The 22572-nt window shown below is 66.9% G+C and carries 24 protein-coding genes; 17 read left to right on the forward strand and 7 right to left on the reverse strand.

The annotated features are described in order from the left end of the window. Positions 1–29: 29 nt before the first annotated feature. Genes ABFK29_RS19500 through ABFK29_RS19520 form a run of 5 tightly spaced genes read left to right on the forward strand, consistent with a single transcriptional unit; the run spans position 30 to position 5616 of the window. Positions 30–860 carry a (2Fe-2S) ferredoxin domain-containing protein gene (locus tag ABFK29_RS19500; protein ID WP_083803464.1) on the forward strand — a complete coding sequence of 277 codons (831 nt, stop codon included), beginning with the start codon at positions 30–32 and terminating at the stop codon, positions 858–860. Next, positions 857–2392: an ABC transporter substrate-binding protein gene (locus ABFK29_RS19505; RefSeq protein ID WP_005859954.1), complete on the forward strand. Its 1536-nt coding sequence runs from the start codon at positions 857–859 to the stop codon at positions 2390–2392. Before ABFK29_RS19500 ends, ABFK29_RS19505 begins: the two co-directional genes overlap by 4 nt. Position 2393: 1 nt before the next feature. Further along, positions 2394–3335 (forward strand): ABC transporter permease, encoded by a 942-nt coding sequence (locus ABFK29_RS19510; RefSeq protein WP_005859956.1) that lies wholly within the window; start codon positions 2394–2396, stop codon positions 3333–3335. Then, positions 3332–4222, forward strand: coding sequence for an ABC transporter permease (locus tag ABFK29_RS19515; protein WP_083803460.1), 891 nt, complete (start codon positions 3332–3334; stop codon positions 4220–4222). The genes ABFK29_RS19510 and ABFK29_RS19515 overlap by 4 nt, the downstream gene beginning before the upstream one ends. Then, positions 4219–5616, forward strand: a complete 1398-nt coding sequence (locus tag ABFK29_RS19520; RefSeq protein WP_005859960.1) for an ABC transporter ATP-binding protein — start codon at positions 4219–4221, stop codon at positions 5614–5616. The genes ABFK29_RS19515 and ABFK29_RS19520 overlap by 4 nt, the downstream gene beginning before the upstream one ends. A gap of 84 nt (positions 5617–5700) precedes the next feature. Here the strand turns inward: ABFK29_RS19520 and map are convergent, their stop codons facing one another. Beyond that, positions 5701–6510 carry a type I methionyl aminopeptidase gene (map, locus tag ABFK29_RS19525; RefSeq protein ID WP_005859962.1) on the reverse strand — a complete coding sequence of 270 codons (810 nt, stop codon included), beginning with the start codon at positions 6508–6510 and terminating at the stop codon, positions 5701–5703. A gap of 129 nt (positions 6511–6639) precedes the next feature. Between map and ABFK29_RS19530 the strand changes: the two genes are divergently transcribed. The 5 genes from ABFK29_RS19530 (at position 6640) to ABFK29_RS19550 (ending at position 10750) form a co-directional block, all read left to right on the forward strand. Beyond that, positions 6640–7281, forward strand: coding sequence for a hypothetical protein (locus tag ABFK29_RS19530; protein ID WP_040604684.1), 642 nt, complete (start codon positions 6640–6642; stop codon positions 7279–7281). Between the two features lie 70 nt (positions 7282–7351). Next, positions 7352–8011, forward strand: a complete 660-nt coding sequence (locus tag ABFK29_RS19535; RefSeq protein WP_005859966.1) for a histidine phosphatase family protein — start codon at positions 7352–7354, stop codon at positions 8009–8011. 93 nt (positions 8012–8104) lie between these two features. After that, positions 8105–9160 carry a saccharopine dehydrogenase gene (locus ABFK29_RS19540; RefSeq protein ID WP_005859968.1) on the forward strand — a complete coding sequence of 352 codons (1056 nt, stop codon included), beginning with the start codon at positions 8105–8107 and terminating at the stop codon, positions 9158–9160. Next, on the forward strand, positions 9157–10287 hold the full coding sequence (locus ABFK29_RS19545; protein ID WP_005859970.1) for a saccharopine dehydrogenase family protein: 1131 nt from the start codon (positions 9157–9159) through the stop codon (positions 10285–10287). The genes ABFK29_RS19540 and ABFK29_RS19545 overlap by 4 nt, the downstream gene beginning before the upstream one ends. Before the next feature lie 10 nt (positions 10288–10297). Then, positions 10298–10750: a hypothetical protein gene (locus tag ABFK29_RS19550; protein WP_157136519.1), complete on the forward strand. Its 453-nt coding sequence runs from the start codon at positions 10298–10300 to the stop codon at positions 10748–10750. Between the two features lie 131 nt (positions 10751–10881). Here ABFK29_RS19550 and ABFK29_RS19555 read toward each other — a convergent pair whose 3' ends face one another. Genes ABFK29_RS19555 through ABFK29_RS19565 form a run of 3 tightly spaced genes read right to left on the reverse strand, consistent with a single transcriptional unit; the run spans position 10882 to position 13264 of the window. Beyond that, positions 10882–12006, reverse strand: coding sequence for a CaiB/BaiF CoA transferase family protein (locus ABFK29_RS19555; protein ID WP_005859974.1), 1125 nt, complete (start codon positions 12004–12006; stop codon positions 10882–10884). Further along, positions 12003–12689 (reverse strand): DsbA family protein, encoded by a 687-nt coding sequence (locus tag ABFK29_RS19560; protein ID WP_005859975.1) that lies wholly within the window; start codon positions 12687–12689, stop codon positions 12003–12005. The genes ABFK29_RS19555 and ABFK29_RS19560 overlap by 4 nt, the downstream gene beginning before the upstream one ends. Positions 12690–12709: 20 nt before the next feature. Beyond that, positions 12710–13264, reverse strand: coding sequence for a DUF721 domain-containing protein (locus ABFK29_RS19565; RefSeq protein WP_005859977.1), 555 nt, complete (start codon positions 13262–13264; stop codon positions 12710–12712). A gap of 79 nt (positions 13265–13343) precedes the next feature. Here ABFK29_RS19565 and mutY point away from each other — a divergent pair, with 79 nt between their 5' ends. From mutY to ABFK29_RS19580, 3 genes are all read left to right on the forward strand, one after another. Beyond that, entirely contained in the window at positions 13344–14402 is a 1059-nt protein-coding gene (gene mutY, locus ABFK29_RS19570) for an A/G-specific adenine glycosylase (RefSeq protein WP_005859979.1), read from the forward strand. 61 nt (positions 14403–14463) lie between these two features. Beyond that, the gene (locus ABFK29_RS19575; protein ID WP_005859981.1) at positions 14464–15597 is read left to right on the forward strand and encodes an alkane 1-monooxygenase; all 1134 of its coding nucleotides are present in this window, start codon (positions 14464–14466) and stop codon (positions 15595–15597) included. Positions 15598–15756: 159 nt separating this feature from the next. After that, a complete protein-coding gene (locus ABFK29_RS19580) occupies positions 15757–16677 on the forward strand; it encodes a manganese-dependent inorganic pyrophosphatase (RefSeq protein ID WP_005859983.1) in 921 nt (306 codons plus the stop codon). 126 nt (positions 16678–16803) lie between these two features. Here ABFK29_RS19580 and sfsA read toward each other — a convergent pair whose 3' ends face one another. Beyond that, a complete protein-coding gene (gene sfsA / locus ABFK29_RS19585) occupies positions 16804–17511 on the reverse strand; it encodes a DNA/RNA nuclease SfsA (RefSeq protein ID WP_005859985.1) in 708 nt (235 codons plus the stop codon). A 67-nt stretch (positions 17512–17578) separates the two neighbouring features. Here sfsA and ABFK29_RS19590 point away from each other — a divergent pair, with 67 nt between their 5' ends. From ABFK29_RS19590 to ABFK29_RS19605, 4 genes are read left to right on the forward strand one after another with little or no spacing between them, the layout of a single operon-like run. Continuing rightward, a complete protein-coding gene (locus tag ABFK29_RS19590) occupies positions 17579–18301 on the forward strand; it encodes a competence/damage-inducible protein A (RefSeq protein ID WP_040604685.1) in 723 nt (240 codons plus the stop codon). Positions 18302–18310: 9 nt separating this feature from the next. After that, complete coding sequence (locus ABFK29_RS19595; RefSeq protein ID WP_005859988.1) at positions 18311–19057, forward strand: GNAT family N-acetyltransferase; 747 nt, start codon at positions 18311–18313, stop codon at positions 19055–19057. Next, complete coding sequence (locus ABFK29_RS19600; RefSeq protein ID WP_040604686.1) at positions 19054–19623, forward strand: peroxidase-related enzyme; 570 nt, start codon at positions 19054–19056, stop codon at positions 19621–19623. Before ABFK29_RS19595 ends, ABFK29_RS19600 begins: the two co-directional genes overlap by 4 nt. Then, complete coding sequence (locus ABFK29_RS19605) at positions 19598–20554, forward strand: OmpA family protein (protein WP_005859993.1); 957 nt, start codon at positions 19598–19600, stop codon at positions 20552–20554. Before ABFK29_RS19600 ends, ABFK29_RS19605 begins: the two co-directional genes overlap by 26 nt. Positions 20555–20840: 286 nt before the next feature. On the opposite strand, the gene ABFK29_RS19610 is transcribed toward ABFK29_RS19605, so the two are convergent. Then, the gene (locus ABFK29_RS19610; protein ID WP_005859994.1) at positions 20841–21746 is read right to left on the reverse strand and encodes a LysR family transcriptional regulator; all 906 of its coding nucleotides are present in this window, start codon (positions 21744–21746) and stop codon (positions 20841–20843) included. Between the two features lie 189 nt (positions 21747–21935). Beyond that, positions 21936–22496, reverse strand: a complete 561-nt coding sequence (locus tag ABFK29_RS19615) for a type 1 glutamine amidotransferase domain-containing protein (protein ID WP_005859996.1) — start codon at positions 22494–22496, stop codon at positions 21936–21938. Positions 22497–22572 lie beyond the last annotated feature (76 nt).

Consider the following 22572-nt stretch of genomic DNA (forward strand, 5'->3'; position numbering starts at 1 on the left):
GCCCGCCCCGCATTTGTGCGGAGGGCACCATGGCAGATGCACGGATAATTCCCCTGAGACGACACGACGACGGTTGCGGCGCGGGCCGCTTTGAGGGTCCGCCCGTGGAATGGGTTCTCTTTGCCTGTTCGTCGGCCAACCTGAGCGCAGGCGGTTTCCACCGACTGGAGGCGATCTGCGCCGCGGCGACGGAACGCCCCCACATGCTCATCCGCCTAGAAGACATGGGCCGGAGCCTGTTCGAGGCGCTGGACGAGATGCGGCGCGGCGGCGCCCGCGCGATCCGGCTGCAACCCATCGGACTGCCGTTTCCAGAGAGCCTTCTGGCCTGGCTTCCCGGCGTTCTGGCCGACTGGTCTCTACGACCGGTCAATGCGGCCATCGGCGTGACACTCGGCCCAGAGCCATCCCGCATGGATGCCGGCCCCACCGAGATGCTGCGCGACCTGCTTGCCGCGCCTTCGACGTCGGTCGAAAATGTGAAACCCGCGCTCGGCAAGCCCGGCTGGGACACCCCTCCCGATTTCGACTTTCATCTGCTGGTCTGCACCGGGCCGCGTTGCCAGATGCGCGATGCCGCGAGTCTCAGCCATGTCCTCAAGGCCGAATGCGCCGAGGCGGGCATCGCGAAGCGCTGCCTGACGACGACCACCGGCTGCATCTTTCCCTGCAACAAGGGGCCCGTCGTCGCGGTCTACCCGCTAGGCGACTGGTTCCACGTACCGGACCGCGCGGCAGCCCGACGCCTCGTGCGTGAGGTGCTTTGCGCGGGGCGCGGACTGCCTGACCTGCACATCCACACCGCCCGGCTCAGCCAGCCCAGTCAACACACGACGCCCCACAGGAGCACCATATCATGAGACACCTTGCGACCACGCTGGCCCTCGCCGCCCTTACTTTTGGCCAGCCCGCCCCGGCGCAGGAGGCCGATCAGCCGATCCGCGTGATTACGTCGTTCCAGATCGACAGCATGGACCCCGAGTCCGAGGGTTTCTGGTTCCAGGAATTCGGCGTGGCCGAGTTGCTGATGGAATTCCAGCGTGATGGCTCCGTGGCGCCCTGGCTGGCCGAAAGTCTGGAACAGGTGGACGACCTGACCTGGGTTATCACGCTCAACAAGGGGGTGACGTTCCAGAACGGCCGCCAACTGGACGCGGATGCGGTGAAGCGGCTGATGGACTTCCGGCTGGCGAACAAGGCGTCGCTGCAAGGCGTCGTGCCGCCAGAAACGACCTTCGACGTCACTGGCCCGCTGGAAATCACCGTGAAGACACCGGTGCCGCTGCCCGAGTTCCCGAACGTGCTGGCCCACGAAAGCTATTTCCTGATCTACGATCTCGATGCCGTGGAGGCCGCGAACGGGGACTGGGAGGCGCTGGAACATGCCGGTATCTATACGGGCCCCTACGAGGTGACCGACCTGACTGACGCGGCCCTGACCGCCACCCGCAACGAAAACTACTGGCGTGGTACGCCGGCCATGCCGGGTGTTACCGTCACCTTCGTGACCGACCTCAATGCCCGGGTGCTGGCGATCCAGAACGGCGAAGGGGATATCGCGCTTTATCCGCAGATCTCGGCCAAGCCGGTCTACGACGCCACGCCGAACGTGAACCTCGCCTTGGGCGACCTGTCCACCGGCGGCTATGCGGCCTTCATGAACACCGAAGAGGGGCCGCTTGCGGACGTCGCCGTCCGGCGCGCCCTGATGAAGTCCATCGACTATGCCGAGGTGTCCGATGCGGTGTTCCGGGGCGCCACGGCAGAAGCAGAGGGGCTGTATTCCACGGCCTTCCCCTGGGCCGTGGCGAACTACGAACACGACCCCGAAGAGGCCGCGCGCCTGCTCGACGAGGCTGGCTGGACCCTGGACGGCGACATCCGGACGAAGGACGGCGCCCCCCTGACGGTCAAATTGGTGATCTACCCGCAACAGCCCGACCTCGTGCCCCTGTCGAACGCGCTGCAGGCCTATCTGCGCGCGCTTGGTGTCGGCACCGAAATACTGTCGGTGGACGACGTCAACGAGGCGATAACCTCCGGTTCGATCGACTGGGACATGGCGCTGCTGGGCAACGGGTCGGCCACCGTCGGCGCGGTGCAGGGTTTTCTCGCCCGCTATCTGGCCTCGGACGGCAACCGGAACTATGCGGGGTATTCCAACGCCCGCATGGACGACCTGATCGCGGCGCTTGCCGTGGAGGTGGACAAGACCGCAAGAAACGAGATCCTGCGCGAGATTCAGGGCATCCTGGTCGAAGACGATCCCTACGTGTTCAACGTGACCATGCTGCGCCCGCGGGCGCTGGTGTCGGACGCCTGGTCGACCTACGAGCCCGGTGTCGCCTGGCGGCATATCGGCTGGCAGACCGCGCCCGACGCGGTGCGGTGACGTGATCCGGGTCGCCCTTCGACGCCTTGCCCAGGCCGCGCTGACCGCGCTTGCCGCCAGCCTGCTGGTCTGGGCGATGCTGCCGCTTGCGCCGGGCGACCCGGCGTACCGGATCCTGAAATCGCAGGCGCCGGAACATGAACCCACCCCCGCCGAGATCGCCGACCTGCGCGAGGACATGGGCCTCGACCGGCCGTTCCCGGTACGATACGCGGCCTGGCTTGGGCGCGTGGTGCAGGGCGATCTCGGCGTGTCGTGGCGGACCGGCCAGCCGGTCTCGGACGAGATCGCTCGACGCCTTCCGGCGACCCTCACCTTGCTGGGCCTTGCACTGGCCGTCTCCGTTTTGGTGGCGCTGGCCCTCGCGCTGATCTCGGCGGCATTCCGGGATCGCTGGCCGGACAGGCTCATCCGTGCCTACACGCAGGTCGGTGCGGCATTGCCGACGTTTCTGTTCGGCCTTCTGGCGCTGCAATACGTCGTCGTGGGTGCCGGTGTGGGCCGGGTGCTGTCGGGCGGCACGCTCGGCATGGCCATCCTGCCCGCGTTGATCATCGGCGTCGACCGCGCGGCGGGGTGGACGCAGCTTTTGCGGGCCTCGCTGATCGACGCCATGAACAGCGGCTACGCCCAGGTGTCCCGCGCCCGTGGCGCACGATCACGGCGCACCCTGCTGATCCACGCCCTACCCAACGCGGCCCTGCCTTTCCTGACAGCCATCGGCGTGTCCATCGGGGCACTGCTGGGCGGTTCGCCGATCATCGAGGAGCTGTTCACCTGGCCCGGCCTTGGCAGCTACACGCTGGCGGCGCTGACAGCGCGGGACTTTCCGGTGATCCAGGCCTTCGTGCTTGTCTCGGCCGGTCTGTACGTCGTCTCCAGCCTGCTGATCGACCTGGCCGCCATCGCCATAGACCCCCGACTGCGCGCGGCCCGGGCATGAGCGCGATCTGGCCCCGTCTAGGCGTGGCGCGCGCCCGTCCGCCCGACACTACGCCGACCCGTAGGCTGCTTCCCCGGTTGTGGCGGCACCGCAGCGGGCGTGCGGGGCTTATCCTTGGCGGTCTGCTGCTGGCTTTCGCGCTGATCGGCATGGTCTGGACACCCCATGAACCCGACTGGCCCGACTACGCCGTGGCTTTGCAGGGTCCCGGCACGACACACCTGCTTGGCACCGACGACACCGGGCGCGACCTGCTGTCCCGGCTGATGGACGGCGCGCACCGGACTCTGGGCGCGGCGTTGACGGTGCTGGGCGGGGTGTTTGCCATCGGTCTTGTCTATGGCACGGTCTCGGGACTGGCCGGAGGACCGGTCGACACGGTGATGATGCGTGTCGCCGACGTGATGATGAGCCTGCCCGGACTTGTCCTCGCCTTCGCCGTGATCGGCGTGCTCGGACCCGGTTTCGTCAACCTGCTGATCGCGCTGATCGTCGCGGACTGGGCCTGGTATGCCCGGCTGGCGCGCTCGATGGCCATCGGCAGCGGGAACAGGCCCGACGTGATCGCCGCGCGCATGGCCGGTGTGCCGGGCTGGCGGATCGTGACCCGCCACATCCTGCCGGGGATCGCGCTGCATCTCGGCGTCGTCGCCTCGCTTGCGTTGGGCGGTATGGTGGGCGCGATTTCGGGCCTTTCGTTCCTTGGCCTCGGCGTGCAGCCGCCCCGGGCGGAATGGGGGGCGATGCTGTCGGGGGCGCGCCTGTTCTTCGCGGTCGCGCCATGGCTGTTGTGGGGACCCGCTGTCCTGATCTTCCTCTCGGTCCTGTCCGCGAACCTGATCAGCAACGGCCTACGCGACGTGCTCTCTGTGGACGGGCGGCGATGACTCCGGTCCTCGACTGCCGCAACCTCACCGTGTCCTACGGAACCGGCCCCACGGTCACCGGTGTCAGCTTTTCCCTGAAAGCGGGCGAATGCCTTGCGCTGGTCGGCGAGTCCGGCTCCGGCAAGTCGACGATTGCACAGGCGGTCCTCGGGCTTCACAGGCCCGGGACCCGGGTTTCAGGGCGGCTTTCCCTGTTGGGGCACGACCTCATCTCTGCCAGCGAGGACGAACTCACCCGCCTGCGGGGCACCCTTGTCGGCTACGTTGCACAGGACCCCTATTCGGCCTGCGATCCGCTGCGCACCGTCGGGCACCACGTGGGCGAAGCCTGGCGAAGCCGTGGCCTCAGGCCCGCCCGCGATTGCATCGCCAAGCGCCTGACGGCCACGGGGATAGACGACGCGCCACACTTTGCGACGAAGGCCCCGCATTGCTGGAGCGGAGGGATGCTGCAACGTGCCTGCATCGTGGCCGCCACCGCCCATGTGCCGACGCTTCTTGTGGCGGACGAGCCGACAAGCGCGCTGGACGCCCACCGCGCCGAAGAGATCCTGGCGACGTTACGCGCGAGCGGCTCGGCGATCCTGCTCATCAGCCACGATCTCGAACTCGTGCGCCGCCACGCGGACCGGGCCGCAATCCTGCACGAGGGACGGATCGTCGACGACGTGCCTGTATCCGCGCTCGACGATGGGGCACGGCATGTGGCGACACGCCGGCTGGCCGGCGCGGTGAGCTCTCCTCCGGTCATGCGGCCGCAGCCGCCGGGCGAGGTTCTGGTGGCCTGCAAGGACGTCACACGCAGCTACGCCGGAGCCCCCCGGACCATCGGCCCGCTCAGCTTCGAGGTTCGTGCCGGGGCCTGCATCGGGCTCGCCGGCCCGTCCGGATCGGGCAAGTCGACCGTGCTGCGCACGCTGGCCGGGCTCGATACGCCCGATACGGGACAGGTTTGGCGTGCCCCCGAACTCAGCCGTGCCGGTGCGATCATGCCCGTCTTTCAGAACCCGGCCGCCAGCCTCAACCCGTTCTGGCCGGTTTGGCGGACGATCAGCGAACCTGCGTCCGTCACCAGGCGCATCCGCACCGAGGACCGCAAGGCAATCGCGCGCGACCTGCTTTGCAAGGTCGGGCTGGACCGCGCCGACATCAATGCCCGCCCTTCCGAATTCTCGCTTGGTCAGTGTCAGCGGATCGCCATTGCCCGCGCCGTTGCCGCGCAGCCCCGTCTGTTGGTCGCCGACGAGCCGACAAGCGCGCTCGACACGGTCTCGCGCGCCATGGTGGCCGACCTGCTGGCCAAACTGGTGGAAGAGGGAATGGCCCTTGTCGTTGCAAGCCACGATCCGTGGCTGCACCAGCGACTGAATGCGGAAACCCTCACGCTCGGTTGATTGCGCGGAGGCGCTCCTGCAGAACCGCCAAAGGTCCGGCCCGGGCAATTTGGCTGACCAGACCGCACGCGAACGGTTCAGGTGTCAGTAGGTCGGGTGGAACCGGCCCGCGGGAGAGAGGGTAAAGATCTCGACCCCGTCCGAGGTCACGCCCACCGAATGCTCGAACTGCGCCGACAACGACTTGTCGCGCGTCACAGCGGTCCAGTCGTCGCCCAGCACCTTGGTTTCCGGTCGGCCCAGGTTCACCATCGGCTCGATGGTGAAGAACATGCCTTCTTCAAGCCGCGGTCCCGAACCCGGTCGACCGTAGTGCAGAACGTTCGGGGGCGCATGGAACACCCGGCCCAGCCCGTGGCCGCAGAAGTCGCGCACCACCGACATGCGGTGCCCTTCCACAAAGGTCTGGATGGCGTGGCCGATGTCACCGAAGGTGTTGCCGGGTTTCACCGCCTCGATCCCGTGCATCAGGGCGTCGTGCGTGACCTCGATCAGCCGCTCCGCCTTGCGGGGCAGCTTGCCGGCGACATACATCCGTGAACTGTCGCCGAACCAGCCATCCAGGATCACCGTCACATCGATGTTCAGGATGTCGCCGTCCTTCAGCTTCTTGTCGCCGGGAATGCCGTGGCAGACCACGTGATTGACCGAGATGCAGGACGCATGCTGGTAACCCTTGTAGCCGATGGTGGCCGAGGTGGTGCCCAGCTCCGTCACGCGGCGGGTGATGAAATCGTCGATCTCGCCGGTGGTTGCGCCGACATCCACCTTGTCCGCGACCTCGTCGAGGATCTGGGCCGCGACCTTGCCCGCCGCATGCATGCCGGCAAAGTCCGCAGCGTCATGGATGCGGATGCCCTCTCGGGTGATGCGGCCTGCGGTATCCTGGTTCAATGCGGGTCTCCGTTCACTTTCAGCAAGATTTAGGACCTTTTGGCCGAAGATGCCAGTGCGTCAGCTTGGCAATCCGCCCCGACGCGGTCTAGGATTTGCCTTGTTTGATTGACTGACCGGATTTTCACCATGAGACATTTGCTTCCGCTTTTCGCCTGCCTCGCCCTTGCCGCGCCCGTCCCGGCGCTTGCCGACGCGTGCCGCGACCGGATCGCCGCCATGTTCGATGGCGGCCCGCTGGACCCGTTCGCACGGCCGCCGCACAGCTTTGTCGGCACGACCTACGACGCCGCCGGAAACGTCCGGTGGATCTACGAGGCGCGCTACGAGACACCGCTCAAGACCGTGGGCGGGATGCAGGGCGGGCAACAGGTTCTGCTCGACGGGTCCGACAGCTGGATGGGGGCGTCTCCCGACGGACCGTGGACGAAGGCCCCGAACCTGATCCCCGACGACCACGAAGGATTCATCCGCGCGCAAATGGCGCAGAACGTGAAGAACCTCGACCGCACCGACTGCCCCGGCATGGCGGACGTCGATGGCACGACACTGGAGAAGTTCGTCTATTTCACGAAGACCGACCCGACGCCCGAATCCGCCGGGGCTTGGTTCGGCGCCCTGAACACCGTTTTCGTCCACCCCCAAAACGGCCGGGTGATGCGCTGGGAGACCTCCGAAAGCGTGGCGCATTACGCGCCTGATCCGTCCGGCGACGTTCAGGTGAACGTGTACACCTACGATCCGGCGATCACCGTCTCTCCGCCCAGGTGACGGCCCGAAGAACCTTTCCCTCCGGTGCGCGGCGGCGTAAGGCGCGCGTGAGTATTGGAAAGGACGTCCCATGTCGCATGTCACCCTTGTCCGCCACGGCCAGGCCAATTCCGCCGCGCGGGACGAATTGGAATATGACCGCCTGAGCGAGCTTGGCTGGCAACAGGCGGAATGGCTGGGCGGCTGGTTCCGCTCCACCGGAGAGAAGTTCGCGCGGGTCTACACCGGCACCCTGCGCCGGCATGTCGAAACCGCCGAGGCCATCGCGCCCGACTGTCTCGAAGGGCCGATCCGCGACCCGCGCCTGAACGAGCTGTCCTATTTCGACCTCGCCACACTGGTCGAGTCGCAGCACGGCCTGATGATGCCGGTGGACCGGGAGGCCTTTGTCTCGCACCTGCCGAAGATGTTCGGACTCTGGCAGGAAGATCGGATCGAGGATGCGCCGGAAACCTTCGCCGCCTTCGAAGCCCGCGTCCGCGCGGCACTGACAGAGATCGCCGAGGGTGAGGGACGCGCTCTGATCGTCACCTCCGGTGGGCTGATCGGCATGGCGATGCGGATCGTGATGCGGCTGGACCTGACGGCCATGGCCCATGCCTGCCTCGCGATCGAGAATACCTCGCTGCACCGTATCCAGCCGCTGCCGAGCGGGCTGGCGCTGACGCAGTTCAACGCGCTGCCGCATCTGGATACGCCGGACCGCCTGTTCGCGCGCAGCCACCTCTAGACGGTTCGCGCTCCGAAATCGGCGCTTTCCGCTTGAACCCCGGCGCGGGGGACGCTTCCCTGCGCGGACACGAAGAACACGGGAGACACGCGCTTGACCCACCTCTGGATCCGCTCCGAGAGCCGCCCCAACGAAGAGCGCGTCGGCCTGACGCCCGATGGGGTGAAGGCCCTGCGCGCAAAGGGCATCGCCGTGACAGTGGAGGAAAGCCCCCACCGCGTGCTGCCACTGGACAGCTTCACAGCCGCAGGTGCCGATGTCGCACCCGAGGGGTCATGGCCCGACGCGCCGGCCGACGCCATCGTTTTCGGCCTGAAGGAACTCCCGGACGATGGCATGGCCCTGCGCCACCGGCACATCATGTTCGGCCATGCCTTCAAGCGGCAGTCCGGCTGGGATGGCTTCCTGCGCCGTTTCGGCGAAGGAGGCGGCGCGCTCTACGATCTCGAATATCTCGTCGACAAGGACAACCGGCGGGTCGCGGCCTTCGGGTTCTGGGCGGGCTACGCCGGGGCTGCGGTCAGCGCACTGGCCTGGGCGGCGCAGGCGCGCGGCACGGTCTGCGGCCCTGTCGGCACGTGGAAGGACGCCGACGCCCTTCAGGACGAGGTTCGCGCGGCGCTGGCCGACGCCCCTCAGGCCCGCGCCCTCGTGATCGGCGCGCTGGGGCGTGTGGGGTCGGGCGCGCAGAAGTTGTGCGAACAGATGGGCATACCGGTGACCGGCTGGGACATGGCCGAGACCGCACACGGCGGCCCCTTCCCCGAAGTGCTGGAGCATGAAATCTTCTTCAACTGCATCCTCGCCATGCCGGGCGTGCCGGTCTTCGTGCCGCCGGACGCAGGCGGTCGGGCGCGCCGCCTGGGCGTGATCGGCGACATCGCCTGCGATCCGTCGAGCGACTACAACCCCGTGCCTGTCTACGACGCGGTGACAAGCTGGGAGTCGCCGGTGGTCCGGGTGCACGACGCGCCGCCGCTGGACGTGATGGCGATCGACAACCTCCCCTCTCTCCTGCCGCTGGAATCCTCGCTGGACTTCGCGGCGCAGCTTCTGCCGCACCTGCTGACACTCGACCGGATCGACGCGGGCGTCTGGGGGCAGGCACATACGACATTCGAAACACATCTGAAGGAGGCCACGGAATGACGGTACACTGGATCGGAACGGGGCTGTCGACGGTCCCGGGACTGCGGCGGCTGATCGACGAGGGCGTGCCGATGACGGTCTGGAACCGCACGGTGGACAAGGCGCGCACGGCGGTCGGCGACAGGGACGTGGAGGTCCGCGCCTTTACCCCCGATGCTCTGAAGGGCGCGCTGGAGCCGGGCGACGTGGTGGTCTCCATGCTCCCCGCGGACTGGCACGTGCCGCTGGCCGAGATGGCGCTGGAGGCGGGCGCGCAGTTTGTCTCGTCCTCCTACATCTCGCCCGAGATGCGAGCGCTGGAGTCGAAGGCGCGGGCGGCGGACGCGCGGCTGGTGAACGAGGTCGGCCTCGACCCCGGCATCGACCACCTGATGGCGCACTGGCTGGTGGCCGACTACAAGGCTTCGCCCGCGTTCGACAAGGAGAACGCGGTCTCCTTCACCTCCTACTGCGGCGGTGTGCCGAAGGTGCCCAACGCCTTCCGGTACAAGTTCTCCTGGGCGCCGGTTGGCGTGCTGAAGGCCCTGCGCTCGCCTTCACGGTCCATCCGGCACCATGAAACGCTGGAGGTGGCGCACCCCTGGGACGCGCTGACACGCTACGACGCGCCGCTCGACCCACCGGAAAGCTTCGAGGTCTACCCCAACCGCGACTCGCTGCCGTTCATGGCGGAGTACGGCTTTGGCGGCGACTGGAAGGTGAAGGACTTCGTGCGCGGCACGCTGCGGCTGAACGGCTGGGCGGAGGCGTGGAAGGACATCTTCGCCGAGGCGCCGGCGGCCTCGGACGCGCGCCTGCAGGAGATCGCCGACAAGCTGCTGGCCGAGAACGGATACGACGAGGGCGAGCCGGATCGCGTGGTGCTCTGCGTGTCGCTGAAGGCCGAGCGCGAAGGCAGACCGGTCTACCACAAGACATGGGTGATGGACGCCTGGGGCGACGCGCGCGGCTCGGCCATGGCGCGGCTGGTGTCGGTGCCGGTGAGCTGGGCGGTGCAGGCGGTGCTGGCCCGCGAGGTGCCCGCCGGCGTGAGCGCGGCACCCTCCGACCCGCGGCTGGTGACGCGCTGGCTGGACGGCGTGCAGGAGCTGGCGCAGCGCATGACCGTTGTGGATCACCTGTCCTGAGCGCCCGCTTATGAGGTTATGGGCTCTGCCGTTGTTGATATGGCCCGGTGTCGTCGCGGCGGCGCCGGTCTGCCAGGATGTCTCGGCCAGGGAAGGCTGGCAGCAGGCGATCTTTCCGGTAGGGATCGTCGAGGACGTCCAGGTGACGGGCGCATGGACGGTTGCGGACGGCGTGCACGAGCCGGTGGGCGCGCCGGGCCACCTTGGCGCCGTGGCGGAGGTCCTGTCCCAGAGCGGGACGCGGCGTGTGGACCCGGGCGCGGCGCATGGCACGCTGCTTTACAGGGTAGAGGCGAACGGCGTGTCGCGGCAGGGCACCTGGGCCGCGTTCAAGACAGCCCTCGATTCGACGGGGCCGTTCCGGATGAACGGCGGCACGCTGCTGTTCCGGATCAACGAGACCGACCCGGGGCTGTCCGACAACGCCGGTACGCTGACGGTATGCTTGATGTATACGGAGTGACGGCGCGCAGGCGGAGTAAATCTCCGCCCTACGGAAAGTCGGGTGTCCGTTTCTCCGACCGAAACGGCGGAGGGGGCCCTGTCCCCGCCCCTTCGGGCCCCCCCGAGGTATTGTCGCCAAGATGAAGGGAATCAGTCCGCCTTGGGCAGCCGCGGGGCGGCGCGGTCGAGCGCGAGATCGGCATCGGAGAACCGGAAGGGCGAGCGGACGCCGGGGATGCCTTCGGGGGCGATCCGCAGGCCGCGGGCAACGACCTGCGGGTCGGCGAAGACCTCGGCCATGTCGTTTATCGGGCCGGCGGGAATGCCTTCGGCCTCGCAGGCCGCCAGCAGGTCGTCCTTCGTCAATTGACGGGTGCCGGATTCCAGCCGTTCGGTCAGTTGCGCACGATGGGCGATGCGGGCGGCGTTGGAAATGTATTCAGGCTGTGTACCGATATCCTCCATGCCGAGCACACGGGTCAGGCGCCGGAACTGCGCATCGTTGCCGGTGGCGATGATGATGTGCCCGTCACTGCATTCGAAGACCTGGTAGGGCGTGAGGTTCGGGTGGTAATTGCCGGTGCGTTCCGGCGGGGTCCCGGTGGAGAGGTAGTTGAGCGCCTGGTTCGCCATGGTTGCCACGGCGCAATCCAGAAGCGCCATGTCGATGTGCTGACCGCGCCCGGTGCGGTCGCGCTGGTGGATCGCGGCGAGGATGGCGGAAACGCTGTAGAGCCCTGTGAAGAGGTCGGTGATTGCCACGCCGGCGCGCTGCGGTTCGCCGTCCGGCGCGCCGGTGATCGACATGAAGCCCGACATGCCCTGAATGATGTAGTCGTAGCCCGCACGGTGCGCATAAGGCCCGTCCTGCCCGAAACCGGTGATCGAGCAGTAGACGAGACGCGGGTTCAGCTTGGCCAGCGACGGGTAGTCGAGACCGTATTTCGCCAGCCCGCCGACCTTGAAATTCTCGATCAGGATGTCGGCATCCGCCACCAGATCCCGCACCCGGGCCTGACCTTCTTCGGTCGTCAGGTCCACCGCCACCGATGTCTTGCCCCGGTTGCACGAATGGAAGTAGGCGGCGGAGCGATCGTCTTCGCGGTCGATGAAGGGCGGCCCCCAGCGGCGCGTGTCGTCGCCTGCGACGGCCTCGACCTTGATGACGTCGGCGCCCATGTCGGCCAGCGTCTGGCCGGCGAAGGGACCTGCCAGGATGCGGGCCAGCTCGACGACCTTGAGGCCTTCGAGCGGGCCGCGCGGTGCCGACGTCATTCGCCGAGCTTCTCGTCGAGGATCTTCGAAAAGTCCCGGTAGTTCATGTTCGAGTACTTCTCGCCGTCGATGATGAAGGACGGTGTCGAATCGATGCCGTCGCGCTTGGCGTTTTCCTGGAACCAGACGAGGAGGGTGCGCAGCTTGTCTCCGTCGGCAAGGCAGGCGTCGAGCTGTTCGTTGTCGATCCCTGCAATGCGGCCGATCTTTCGTAGCTCATCCGCGACACCGGCGTCGTTGCCGTCGCGCGCGGGGGCGAGGATGGTGTCCTGGCCCTTGTAGATCAGGTCGGTGATGCCGAAGAACTTCTCGGGGCCGCCGCAGCGCGCGATCATCGACCCCCACATGCCGTACTTGTCGAAGTAGACCTCGCGGTAGATGAACTTCACCTTGCCGGTGTCGACGTAGTTCTTCTTCAGTTCGGGGATCAGGGTCTTTGCCGCGTTGGCGCAGTGCGGGCATGTATACGAGGCGTATTCAATGACCTCGACCGGTGCGTCCGGGTCGCCCATGACCATCTCGGTGATGGTGGATGTGTCGACCTCTGCGGTGCTTTCCTGCGCGTTGGCCGCACCGGGAAGCGCGATGTTCGCGCCGGTGCCCTGCGCGCCCTGCGTGATGTACCACGCGCCGCCTGCTGCCAGTCCCAGCGCCACGAGGGCGCCCGAAAGGATCCTGTTCATCTGTCTTGCCTCTCTTGAGTTCAGTCCGCAGAGCGGGGCTCGCGCCGCCCTGCCTTCGATATGACGTTTGCCCCCAGACGTTCAAGCGCTGCGCGCAGGCCCTCGTCGGTCACGGCCTGCGCCGCTTGCCGGGCTTCCGCCACCGCTTGCGGATCGGGGGTACGACCGGTCTCCTCCGGTTTGCGGTGCCGGAAGTCCGCCTGCCCCTCGGCAAAGCCGGTGGGCGCGGTCTGGGTCAGGATGACGTGGCGGATCGCCGGGTAGCCGTAGACCGCATTGATCCGGTCGAGGATCTCGCGTTTGCGCATTTCCAGCATCGGGGCGAAGGCGCCGCGGGTCAGGATCACCAGCTTGGCGCCCTGCGAATCGTTGGTCGTCCCATCGTAGCGGACACGACCGTAGCGCACTTCGACGGGGCGGCACATGCCGGCCAGTTCAGCGCCCACGATCTCCTCCCAGTGGGTGAGGATGCGGGACTTGGCAAAACCGCGTGTCTCCGAGGCCTTGCGGATCTGGCCCGAAAGCAGCTTCTCGGTCCGGGCGAACCCGTATGTGGTCGACTTGCGTTGCGCCATGATTGACTCCCCGTACGGGAGGCTATTCTAAGGCCACCGCCCCCGGGCGCCAGCCCCGAAGTTCATGAGGTATTCACCCTTGCGTGACCCCGCCGATGCCGCAGACCTGCTGCAATGGTACGACCGCCATGCCCGCGACCTGCCGTGGCGCGTGGGGCCTTCCGCGCGCGCAAAGGGCATTGCGCCCGATCCCTACCGGATCTGGCTTTCGGAGATCATGCTGCAGCAGACGACCGTCGCGGCGGTGAAGGACTATTTCCGTCTCTTCACGGAGCGTTGGCCGACGGTGGACGCGCTGGCCGCCGCGCCGGACGCGGAGGTCATGGCGGCCTGGGCGGGTCTGGGGTACTACGCCCGCGCCAGGAACCTGCTGAAATGCGCCCGCGTCGTCGCGGAGGAAACCGGCGGGGTGTTCCCGGCGGATCACGACGTGCTGCTGACGCTGCCGGGGGTAGGCCCCTACACCGCGGCGGCAATCTCCGCCATCGCCTTCGACGTGCCACGGGTGGTGGTCGACGGCAACGTCGAGCGGGTCATGGCCCGCCTTCACGACGAGCACACGCCCCTGCCCGCGGCCAAGCCGATCCTGACCGCCTATGCCGCCGCGCTGACACCGAACGCGCGGCCCGGGGACTATGCGCAGGCGGTCATGGACCTTGGCGCGACAATCTGCACACCGAAGCGCCCGGCCTGCGGGCTCTGCCCCTGGCGGACCTCCTGCGCGGCCTGGGCCAACGGCACCGCCGCAGAGCTGCCGAAGAAGGCGCCGAAGAAGCGCAAGCCGGTGCGGCAAGGAGTGGCTTACCTCGCCCGGCGCGTGGATGGCGCGTGGCTGTTGGAGACGCGTCCCGACAAGGGTCTGCTGGGCGGGATGCTGGGCTGGCCGGGGACGGACTGGCTGGACGTCGAAGGCCCCGCGCCGGACGAAGATCCGCCGATCCGCGCCGAGTGGAAGACGGTCGGCGGTGAGGCCCGGCACACCTTCACTCACTTTCACCTGCGGCTGGTGGTGAAGACTGCTTTGGTGCCCATGGACAGAAAGCCACATCGCGGGGATTTCATCGCCTTGCCGGATTTCAGCCCAAGTGATCTGCCAACGGTGATGCGGAAGGCCTTTGACCTCGCGCAAGGCAGGTGATGCGTGCTTGGGTCAGGGTCGCGTCAGAACTATACACGGTCCCGAACACCGGAGCAGTCCCATGATCCCCGCCGCGCATGTCGCCCGCTTTACCGCCGCGCTACCGTTCTTCCTCTCCTTCCTGCTGATCCCGTTGGTCTGGATCGGGGCGATCAAGGGCGGGCTCTGGGTCCTGCTCACGCCTCTCGCGACGTGGTATCTGTTCTCGGCAATCGACATCCTGACCGGACTGAACACGGAGAACGCCGATCTAGGGACCACTGAAAGGCAGCTCTTCTGGTACAAGCTCCTGACGCAAGTCTGGGTGCCGGTGCAGTTCCTGACACTCTTCGGGCTGATCTGGTATGTCAGCCGCGCCGATCACCTGAACGGCTGGGAGATCTTCGGCGTGATGTTCGGCACGGGCGTGATGACGGGCACGGTGGGAATCGTCTACAGCCACGAACTGCTGCACCAGAGGAACCGGTTCGAACGTTGGCTGGGCGACATCCTGCTGGCCATGGTGCTCTATTCGCATTTCCGCAGCGAACACCTGCTGGTGCACCACCGCTATGTCGGCACTCCGCGCGACCCAGTGACGGCGCGCTACAATGAAGGGTTCCACCGTTTCTATCCCCGCGTGCTGCGGGAATCGCTGCAGTCGTCCTTCCGGGCGGAGCGCGACATGCTGGCCCGCAAGGGGCTGCCCTGGACCCACCGCAGCAACCCGTTCTGGCGCTACTGGGCGCTGCAGGCGGGCATGATGCTGTTGGCGCTGGCGCTTGGCGGCTGGCTGGGCGCGGTGCTGTTCCTCGTGCAGGCCGGGGTCGCGATCTGGCAGCTCGAGGTGGTGAACTACGTCGAACACTACGGGCTGACCCGCAAGCACCTGGACGACGGACGCTACGAACACGTGCTGCCGCGCCATTCGTGGAACGCCTCGCACCGGGCGACGAACTGGCTGATGATCAACCTCCAGCGCCACTCGGACCATCACTACAAGCCCGACCGGCGGTTTCCGCTGCTGCAGACCTACGATGAGAGCGAGGCGCCGCAGCTGCCCTACGGCTACCCGCTGATGGCCATGGCGGCGATGGTGCCGCCCGTCTGGAAACGGGTGATGAATCCGAAGGTCCGCGCCTGGCGGGCCCGCTATTACCCGGAGATCACCGACTGGGCCCCCTACAACAAGGCCCGACATCCGATGCCGAGGTAAAAGGCCTTTCGGACGAAAGGTCTTTGGACGTGAAGACTTTTCATCCGAAAAGTCTTTCTGGGTCCTGCGCGAAGGTCGCACCCCTTCGGCGGCGGGGTGACAATGCCGCGCTGCGGCGGTATAGGGCGCGCGACACCATTTGCCTTTCAAGGACACGCCATGACGACGCTCGTATTCGGCCACAAGAGCCCCGACACCGATTCCACCGGCAGCCCGATCCTCTGGTCCTGGTATCTCAACGAAGTGAAGGGCCAGTCTGCCAAGCCCGTTCTCCTGGGCGAACCCAACACCGAAGCCGCCTTCATGCTGGCGCACTGGGGCCTCGAGAAGCCCGAGATCATCTCCTCGGTCGAGGCCGGCACGCCGGTCGTCATCGTCGACACCAACAACCCGGCCGAGCTGCCGGCGGACATCAACGCCGCCGACATTCGTGCGATCATCGACCATCACAAGCTCGTTGGCGGGCTGGAGACGAAAGGGCCGATCGACATCACCATGCGTCCCCTCGCGTGCACCGCGACGATCATGGTCGACATGATCGGCTCCGAGATGGAGAAGTGCCCGCGCGAGGTCCGTGGCGCCGCGCTGACCTGCATCCTGTCCGACACGCTGGAATTCCGTTCGCCGACCACCACGCAGCACGACCGCGATGTGGCCGAGGGTCTGGCCCGCGACCTGGGCGTCGACCTGAGCGACTACGCGGCCCAGATGTTCGCGGCGAAGTCCGACGTCTCCGCCTTCTCCGACGCGGAGCTGATCCGGATGGACTCCAAGGAATACGAAGTGGACGGCACGAAGTTCCGCGTTTCGGTGCTTGAGACGACCGCGCCCGAGATCCCGCTGGGCCGCAAGGACAGCCTCATGGAGACCTTCAAGACGGTCGCGGCCGAGGACGGTGTGGACGAGGTTCTGCTGTTCGTCGTGGACATCCTGAAAGAAGAAGCAACGCTTCTGGTCCCCAACGACCTGGTGAAGGGCGTGGCGGAGAAGTCCTTTGGCGCGACCGTATCCGGCGACACCGTCGTGCTCCCGGGCATCATGAGCCGCAAAAAGCAGATCATCCCGAACCTCAAGGTCTGAGACGCAACGGACCGGTCGGTCAGATTGTCGGGCGCCCCTGCCTTTGCGGGGGCGCCTTTTTGCTGCCGGTTCGGGGGCTCCGCCCCGCGCTGCGCGCCCCCCGAGGTATTTGAGCCAAGATGAAGGTCAGGGTGCGCGGAACGGCAGCGCTTGCCCGAGATCGATGCCTTCGGGCGCGATCTTGCAGCCGAGGGCCAGTGTCTCCACACCCGCCTCCGCGGCATTTGCGAAGGCCATCGCATAGGCCGGGTCGAGGTCGAGGGCCAGCGTGACGGCGCGGGCGTCTGTGCGCTGCACGAGGTAGAGCATCACCGCACGGTGCCCCTGCCCTGCCATTGCCGCCAGTTCGCCCAGGTGTTTCGCGCCGCGTGCCGTGCGGCTGTCGGGAAATTCTGCGAGGCCGGGCTGGCGTGAGAGCGTGACGGATTTGACCTCGACGTAGGTGTCCGGTTTTCCGCCGCCCGTCAGCAGGAAGTCGATGCGGCTGTTCTCGCCGTACTTCACCTCCGGTCTCACCGTGTCGTAACCGGCGAGCCCCGCGACCTCGCCCGCTGTGAGGGCGTCCTTCAGCACGCGGTTGGCGGCGCCCGTGTCGACACCGGTGAAGTGGCCGCCACCGTGGTCGACCAGCCGCCAGGCCCAATTCAGCTTTTTCCTCGGGTCGTCGTTGGGTTCCAGCCAGATCCGCTGGCCCGGATCGGCCAGCCCCAGCATGGAGCCGGGGTTGGCGACATGGGCGGTCACCTGCGTGCCGTCGTCCAGCGTGCAGTCCGCGAGGAACCGTTTGTAGCGGCGCTCAAGGGTCGCGGGCACCAGATGTGTTTGAAAGCGCATGGAGCGGGGCCTATACGTTAACCACCTGGAGGCGCAAGGCGCCCGGGACACAAAGGAGGTGCCGCATATGCCCAATCCCACCGCCGCCATGCTGGTGATCGGGGACGAGATCCTGTCAGGCCGGACGCGCGACAGCAACATGCACCACCTCGCGCAGGAATTCACCCGGCACGGCATCGACCTGCGCGAAGTGCGCATGGTCTCCGACGACCGGGCGGCGATCGTGGCGGCGGTCAACGCGCTGCGCCATGGCTTCGACCATGTGGTGACCTCGGGCGGGATCGGGCCGACGCACGACGACATCACCGCGCCCTGCGTGGCCGAGGCCTTCGGCGTGCCGATCTCGGTCAGGGAGGATGCGCGCGCGATCCTGCAGGCGCATTACGACCGTTCCGGCACCGAGATGAACGAGGCGCGCCTCAGAATGGCGCGCATTCCGGACGGCGCGACGCTGATCGACAATCCGATTTCCGCCGCCCCCGGCTTCAGTCTCGGCAACGTGCATGTCATGGCGGGCGTGCCGCAGATCTTCGAGGCGATGGTCGCGAGCCTGCTGTCCACCCTCGTTGGCGGCGCGCCGCTGCTGTCGCAGACCCTGCGCGTCCAGCGCGGCGAGGGCATGGTGGCGGAGCCGCTCGGGGCGCTGGCCGAGGAGTTCTCGGACCTGCAGTTCGGGTCCTACCCGTTCCAGAAGGACGGTGCCTTCGGAACAAACGTGGTCGTGCGCGGCACCGATGCCGGGCGGCTCGACGCCGCGATGACTCGGCTCAATGCCCTTTTCGGCGATTGAAGGACGACGATGATCCACCTCAAACCCGATCTGTCGCGGCTGTTTTCGGTCCTCGACACGACCTGGCCCGCGGCGGCGCGGGTTGAGACCGGCCCCTGGACCCTGCGCGAGGGGCGGGGCGGCGGCAAGAGGGTGTCGGCGGCCACGGCGCGCGGCGCGTGGCGGGTGGACGACTTGACCGCCGCCGAGACGGCGATGCGGCTGATGGGGCAGCCTGCGCTCTTCATGATCCGGCCCGGGGACGAGACGCTCGACATTGCGCTGGAAGCGCAAGGCTACGACCGGGTCGATCCGACGAACCTTTGGCTGGCGCCGATCGACCACCTGACCGATCTGAAGCTGCCGCGTGTCTCCGCCTTTGCCATCTGGGAGCCGCTGGCGATCATGAACGAGATCTGGGAGGACGGCGGCATCGGCGAGGCGCGGCGCCGGGTGATGGACCGCGCGGCCCAGCCCAAGACCGGCCTTTTCGGGCGGGTGTCCGACCGGCCCGCCGGCGCGGGCTTCTGCGGCATCCACGAAGGCGTGGCCATGGTGCATGCGCTGCACATCCTGTCGGACCATCGCGGCAAGGCGTTGGGAGGATGGATGATGCGGTGCGCCGCACTCTGGGCCGCGCGGAAGGGCGCGCGCTGGATGGCCTGCGCCGCCACCGCAGAAAACGACGCGGCCAGCGCGCTCTATGCCTCGTTGCACATGGAGGTGGCCGGGCAGTACCATTACCGGATGTACCAAAGCGAAGGCGAAGACGCGTGACAGACACCAGACCCACGGCCCTGAACCTGCCCATGATGGACCCCCTGCCGGAGGCGACGCAGAAATACTTCGACGTTTGCCGGGACAAACTTGGCATGGTGCCGAACGTGCTGAAGGCCTATGCCTTCGACGTCGACAAGCTGAACGCCTTCACCGCCATGTACAACGACCTGATGCTGGCGGACTCCGGCCTGAGCAAGCTGGAGCGCGAGATGATCGCGGTCGTCGTCTCTTCGGTGAACAAGTGCTTTTACTGCCTGACCGCCCATGGCGCCGCCGTCCGGCAACTGTCGGGCGATCCGAAACTGGGCGAGATGCTGGTGATGAACTGGCGCGTGGCCGACCTGTCGGAACGCCAGCACGCGATGCTCTGGTTCGCCGAGAAGATGACGAAAGCCAGCGCCGAGATCGGCGACTACGACCGCGAGGCGTTGCGCGATGCGGGCTTCACCGACCGCGACATCTGGGACATCGCCAATGTGGCGGGGTTTTTCAACATGACGAACCGCGTCGCGTCTGCCACGGACATGCGCCCGAACGATGAATATCACGCGCAGGCGCGCTGATACCCGGCGGCGTCTGGCCGGCCTTGCAGTCCTGGTCCTGCTGTGCGGCCCTGCGCGCGCGCTCGACCTGCCGCTGCCGGGATCGTCCGAGCAGACCTTCGACACCGTGCAGGACCCGGGCGTCTACGCCTTGCCCACCGGGCCATGGGCTGATGACGCCCTGCCCACCCGCCGGATCGAAGGACGGATCGAGGTGTCTTCGTGGCGGGTGCCCAAGTCCGGGCTGACCTCCTTCCAGTTGCTGAAACCGCTGCGCGACGCCTTGGTGGCCGAGGGTTTCGAGATCGTGCTCGACTGCGCGGCGGCGGTCTGTGGCGGCTTCGACTTCCGCTTTGCCACGCTGGTGGTGCCCGCGCCGGAGATGTTCGTCAGTCTCGACGACTTCCGGTTCGTCTCGGCCGTCGGACCGGAGGGCGGCGCCGTATCGGTGCTGACCAGCCGTGGCCCGTCCGATGGGTACGTGCAGGTGATCCGGGCCGGTCAGGACGTGCAGGCCGAGATCACGCGCGACGCCCCTGCCTTGGCACGGACGTCGGGCGCAGCCATCGACCCGGGTGACATTCCCGCCGCGCTGGAGCGGGACGGCCATGTGACCCTGTCGGACCTCGTGTTCCGGTCTGGATCGACTGACCTTGGCGGGGACGACATCGCCTCCCTCGACGCGCTGGCGCAGTACCTTTCCGACAACCCGACCCGGCGCATCCTGTTCGTCGGCCACACGGACGCGACGGGCTCGCTGGAGGCCAACCGGGGTGTCTCTCTGCGCCGGGCGCAGGCCGCGGTGGCCTACCTGCGCAGCCGTCACGACACCGACGCCGGGCGGATCGGGGCGGAGGGCGCGGGTTACCTCGCCCCGGTTGCCAGCAACCTCACCGCCGAGGGGCGGGAGGCCAACCGCCGCGTCGAGGCGGTGCTGATCTCCACCGAATAGCCCTAGCGCAGCCAGCCGGTGCCCACCGCACGCTCCCACGTCCTGCGCCCGTGCACGCGGCCAGTGGTGTGTCTGTCTCGGTCAGGTGGCCGCATCCGGCTCGGGCCCGGCCAGAAAGGCGCATCCGGTGCCCTATTTGCAAGGTCGCCGCACGCCAAGCGACTGCCCCACGGCACAGGTGATGAAAAAACCCCCGACGACTTCTGTCATCGGGGGCCAGTTTGCCTAGCATCAGGCGGGGGAAACAGATCTTGTCATTCTACCGGGGGTGCTCAGGCCCCGGATCTTACCACTTCTGCGGGCCCTTTTCGGCAAAGGCATGCACAAGGAAATCGATGAAGGCGCGGACCTTGGGCTGCGTGAAGCGGCCCGGCGGATACACGGCGTATACACCCTGCATTTCCATCGGCAGATCGGGGATCGCATCCTCGACCAGCCCCTGCTCCATCGCGTCGTGATAGAGGTAGGACGGCAGGTAGGCGATGCCCAGACCGGCGATGCACGCGTTCAGAAGGGACTGCCCGTCGTTGACAGTCAGCCAGCCCGCCGTGCGCACCTGCCGTTTCTCGCCCGAGGGCGCGGTCAGCTTCCACACGTTGCCGGAGGCCTGGTTGGAATAATGCAGCAGCTTATGTTCGTTCAGGTCGTCGATCCGCGAAGGTCGCCCGTATTTCTGGAAATAGGAGGGCGAGGCGATCATGCGCTTCGTCGTCTCGGTCAGCTTGCGCGCACGCAGGGTGCTGTCCTCCAGCTCGCCGATGCGCACGGCCATGTCGAAGCCTTCGGAGATGAGTTCGACGTAGCGGTTGTTCAACACCATGTTCACGGTGATGTCCGGGAATTCGGCCAGAAATTCACCCAGCACGGGGCTCAGGTGGTTCACCCCGAAATCGGTCGCCACGCTGATCCGCAACAGGCCGGAGGGCGCCGACTGCATCGAGGTGACAAGCGCGTCGGCCTCTCCCGCGTCGTTCAGGACGCGACGGGCGCGGTCGTAATACGCCAGCCCGATTTCCGTCGGGGAAACCCGCCGTGTCGTCCGGTTCAGAAGGCGGGCGCCAAGACGCGCTTCCAAACTCGATACGTGCTTGGACACGGCCGACTTGGAAATACCCATCTTCTTTGCCGCATCGGTGAACCCTCCCTGGTCCACCACCGTGGCGAATGCTTCCATTTCGGTCAGACGATCCATTCTCGTCTCCTCGTCCAATCTCGTTCCTGTTGTTTATGCAGGCGAACAGGGGCCGAAATGGGGCGCGGTAAAGACAATAAAGCGGTTTCTGCCCTGACTGGCGAACGAGAGGAAACGGCTTAACCGAGCCGGCAAACGAAAACCCCCGACGCGCGGGCCGGGGGTTTCGTTCAGGTCATGAAGGTCGGATCAGGCGGCTTTGCGACCGTGGGTGCCTTCCTCGATCTCCTCGACGATCTTCGACACGAAGTCCTTCAGGTCGTCGGGCTGGCGGCTGGTGACGATGCCGTTGTCGGCCACGACCGACGTGTCCATCACCTTGGCGCCGGCGTTCTCGAGGTCCGTGCGGATCGAGGTGTAGCAGGTCATCCGGCGACCGGCGACGATGCCTGCCTCGATCAGGACCCAAGGCGCGTGGCAGACCGCGGCGACAACTTTGCCCTGGTCGTGGAACGTACGCACCAGTGCCAGAACCGGCTCCTCGACGCGCAGCAGATCGGGATTGATCTGGCCGCCGGGGATGACAAGCGCGTCGTAGTCATGCGGGTTGGCATCCTCAATCTTCAGGTCGGCCTCGGCCTCGCGGCCCCAGTCGGAGCCTTCCCAGCCCTTGATCGCCTTGCCGTCGAGCGTGGCGACATGCACCTCGGCACCCTTGGCGCGCAGCTGGTCGCGGGGGAATTCCAGTTCCGATTGCTCGAAACCGTGCGTGGAGATGATCAGTACTTTTGCTTCTGCGATATTCGGCATGGGAGCCTCCTGTCGTGTGTTTCATATGCGCGGCGTTGCGTGTCGCGCTCTGACAGATAAACGGACAGACCCCGCG

This window comes from Sagittula stellata E-37, from assembly GCF_039724765.1.
Classification (GTDB): domain Bacteria; phylum Pseudomonadota; class Alphaproteobacteria; order Rhodobacterales; family Rhodobacteraceae; genus Sagittula; species Sagittula stellata.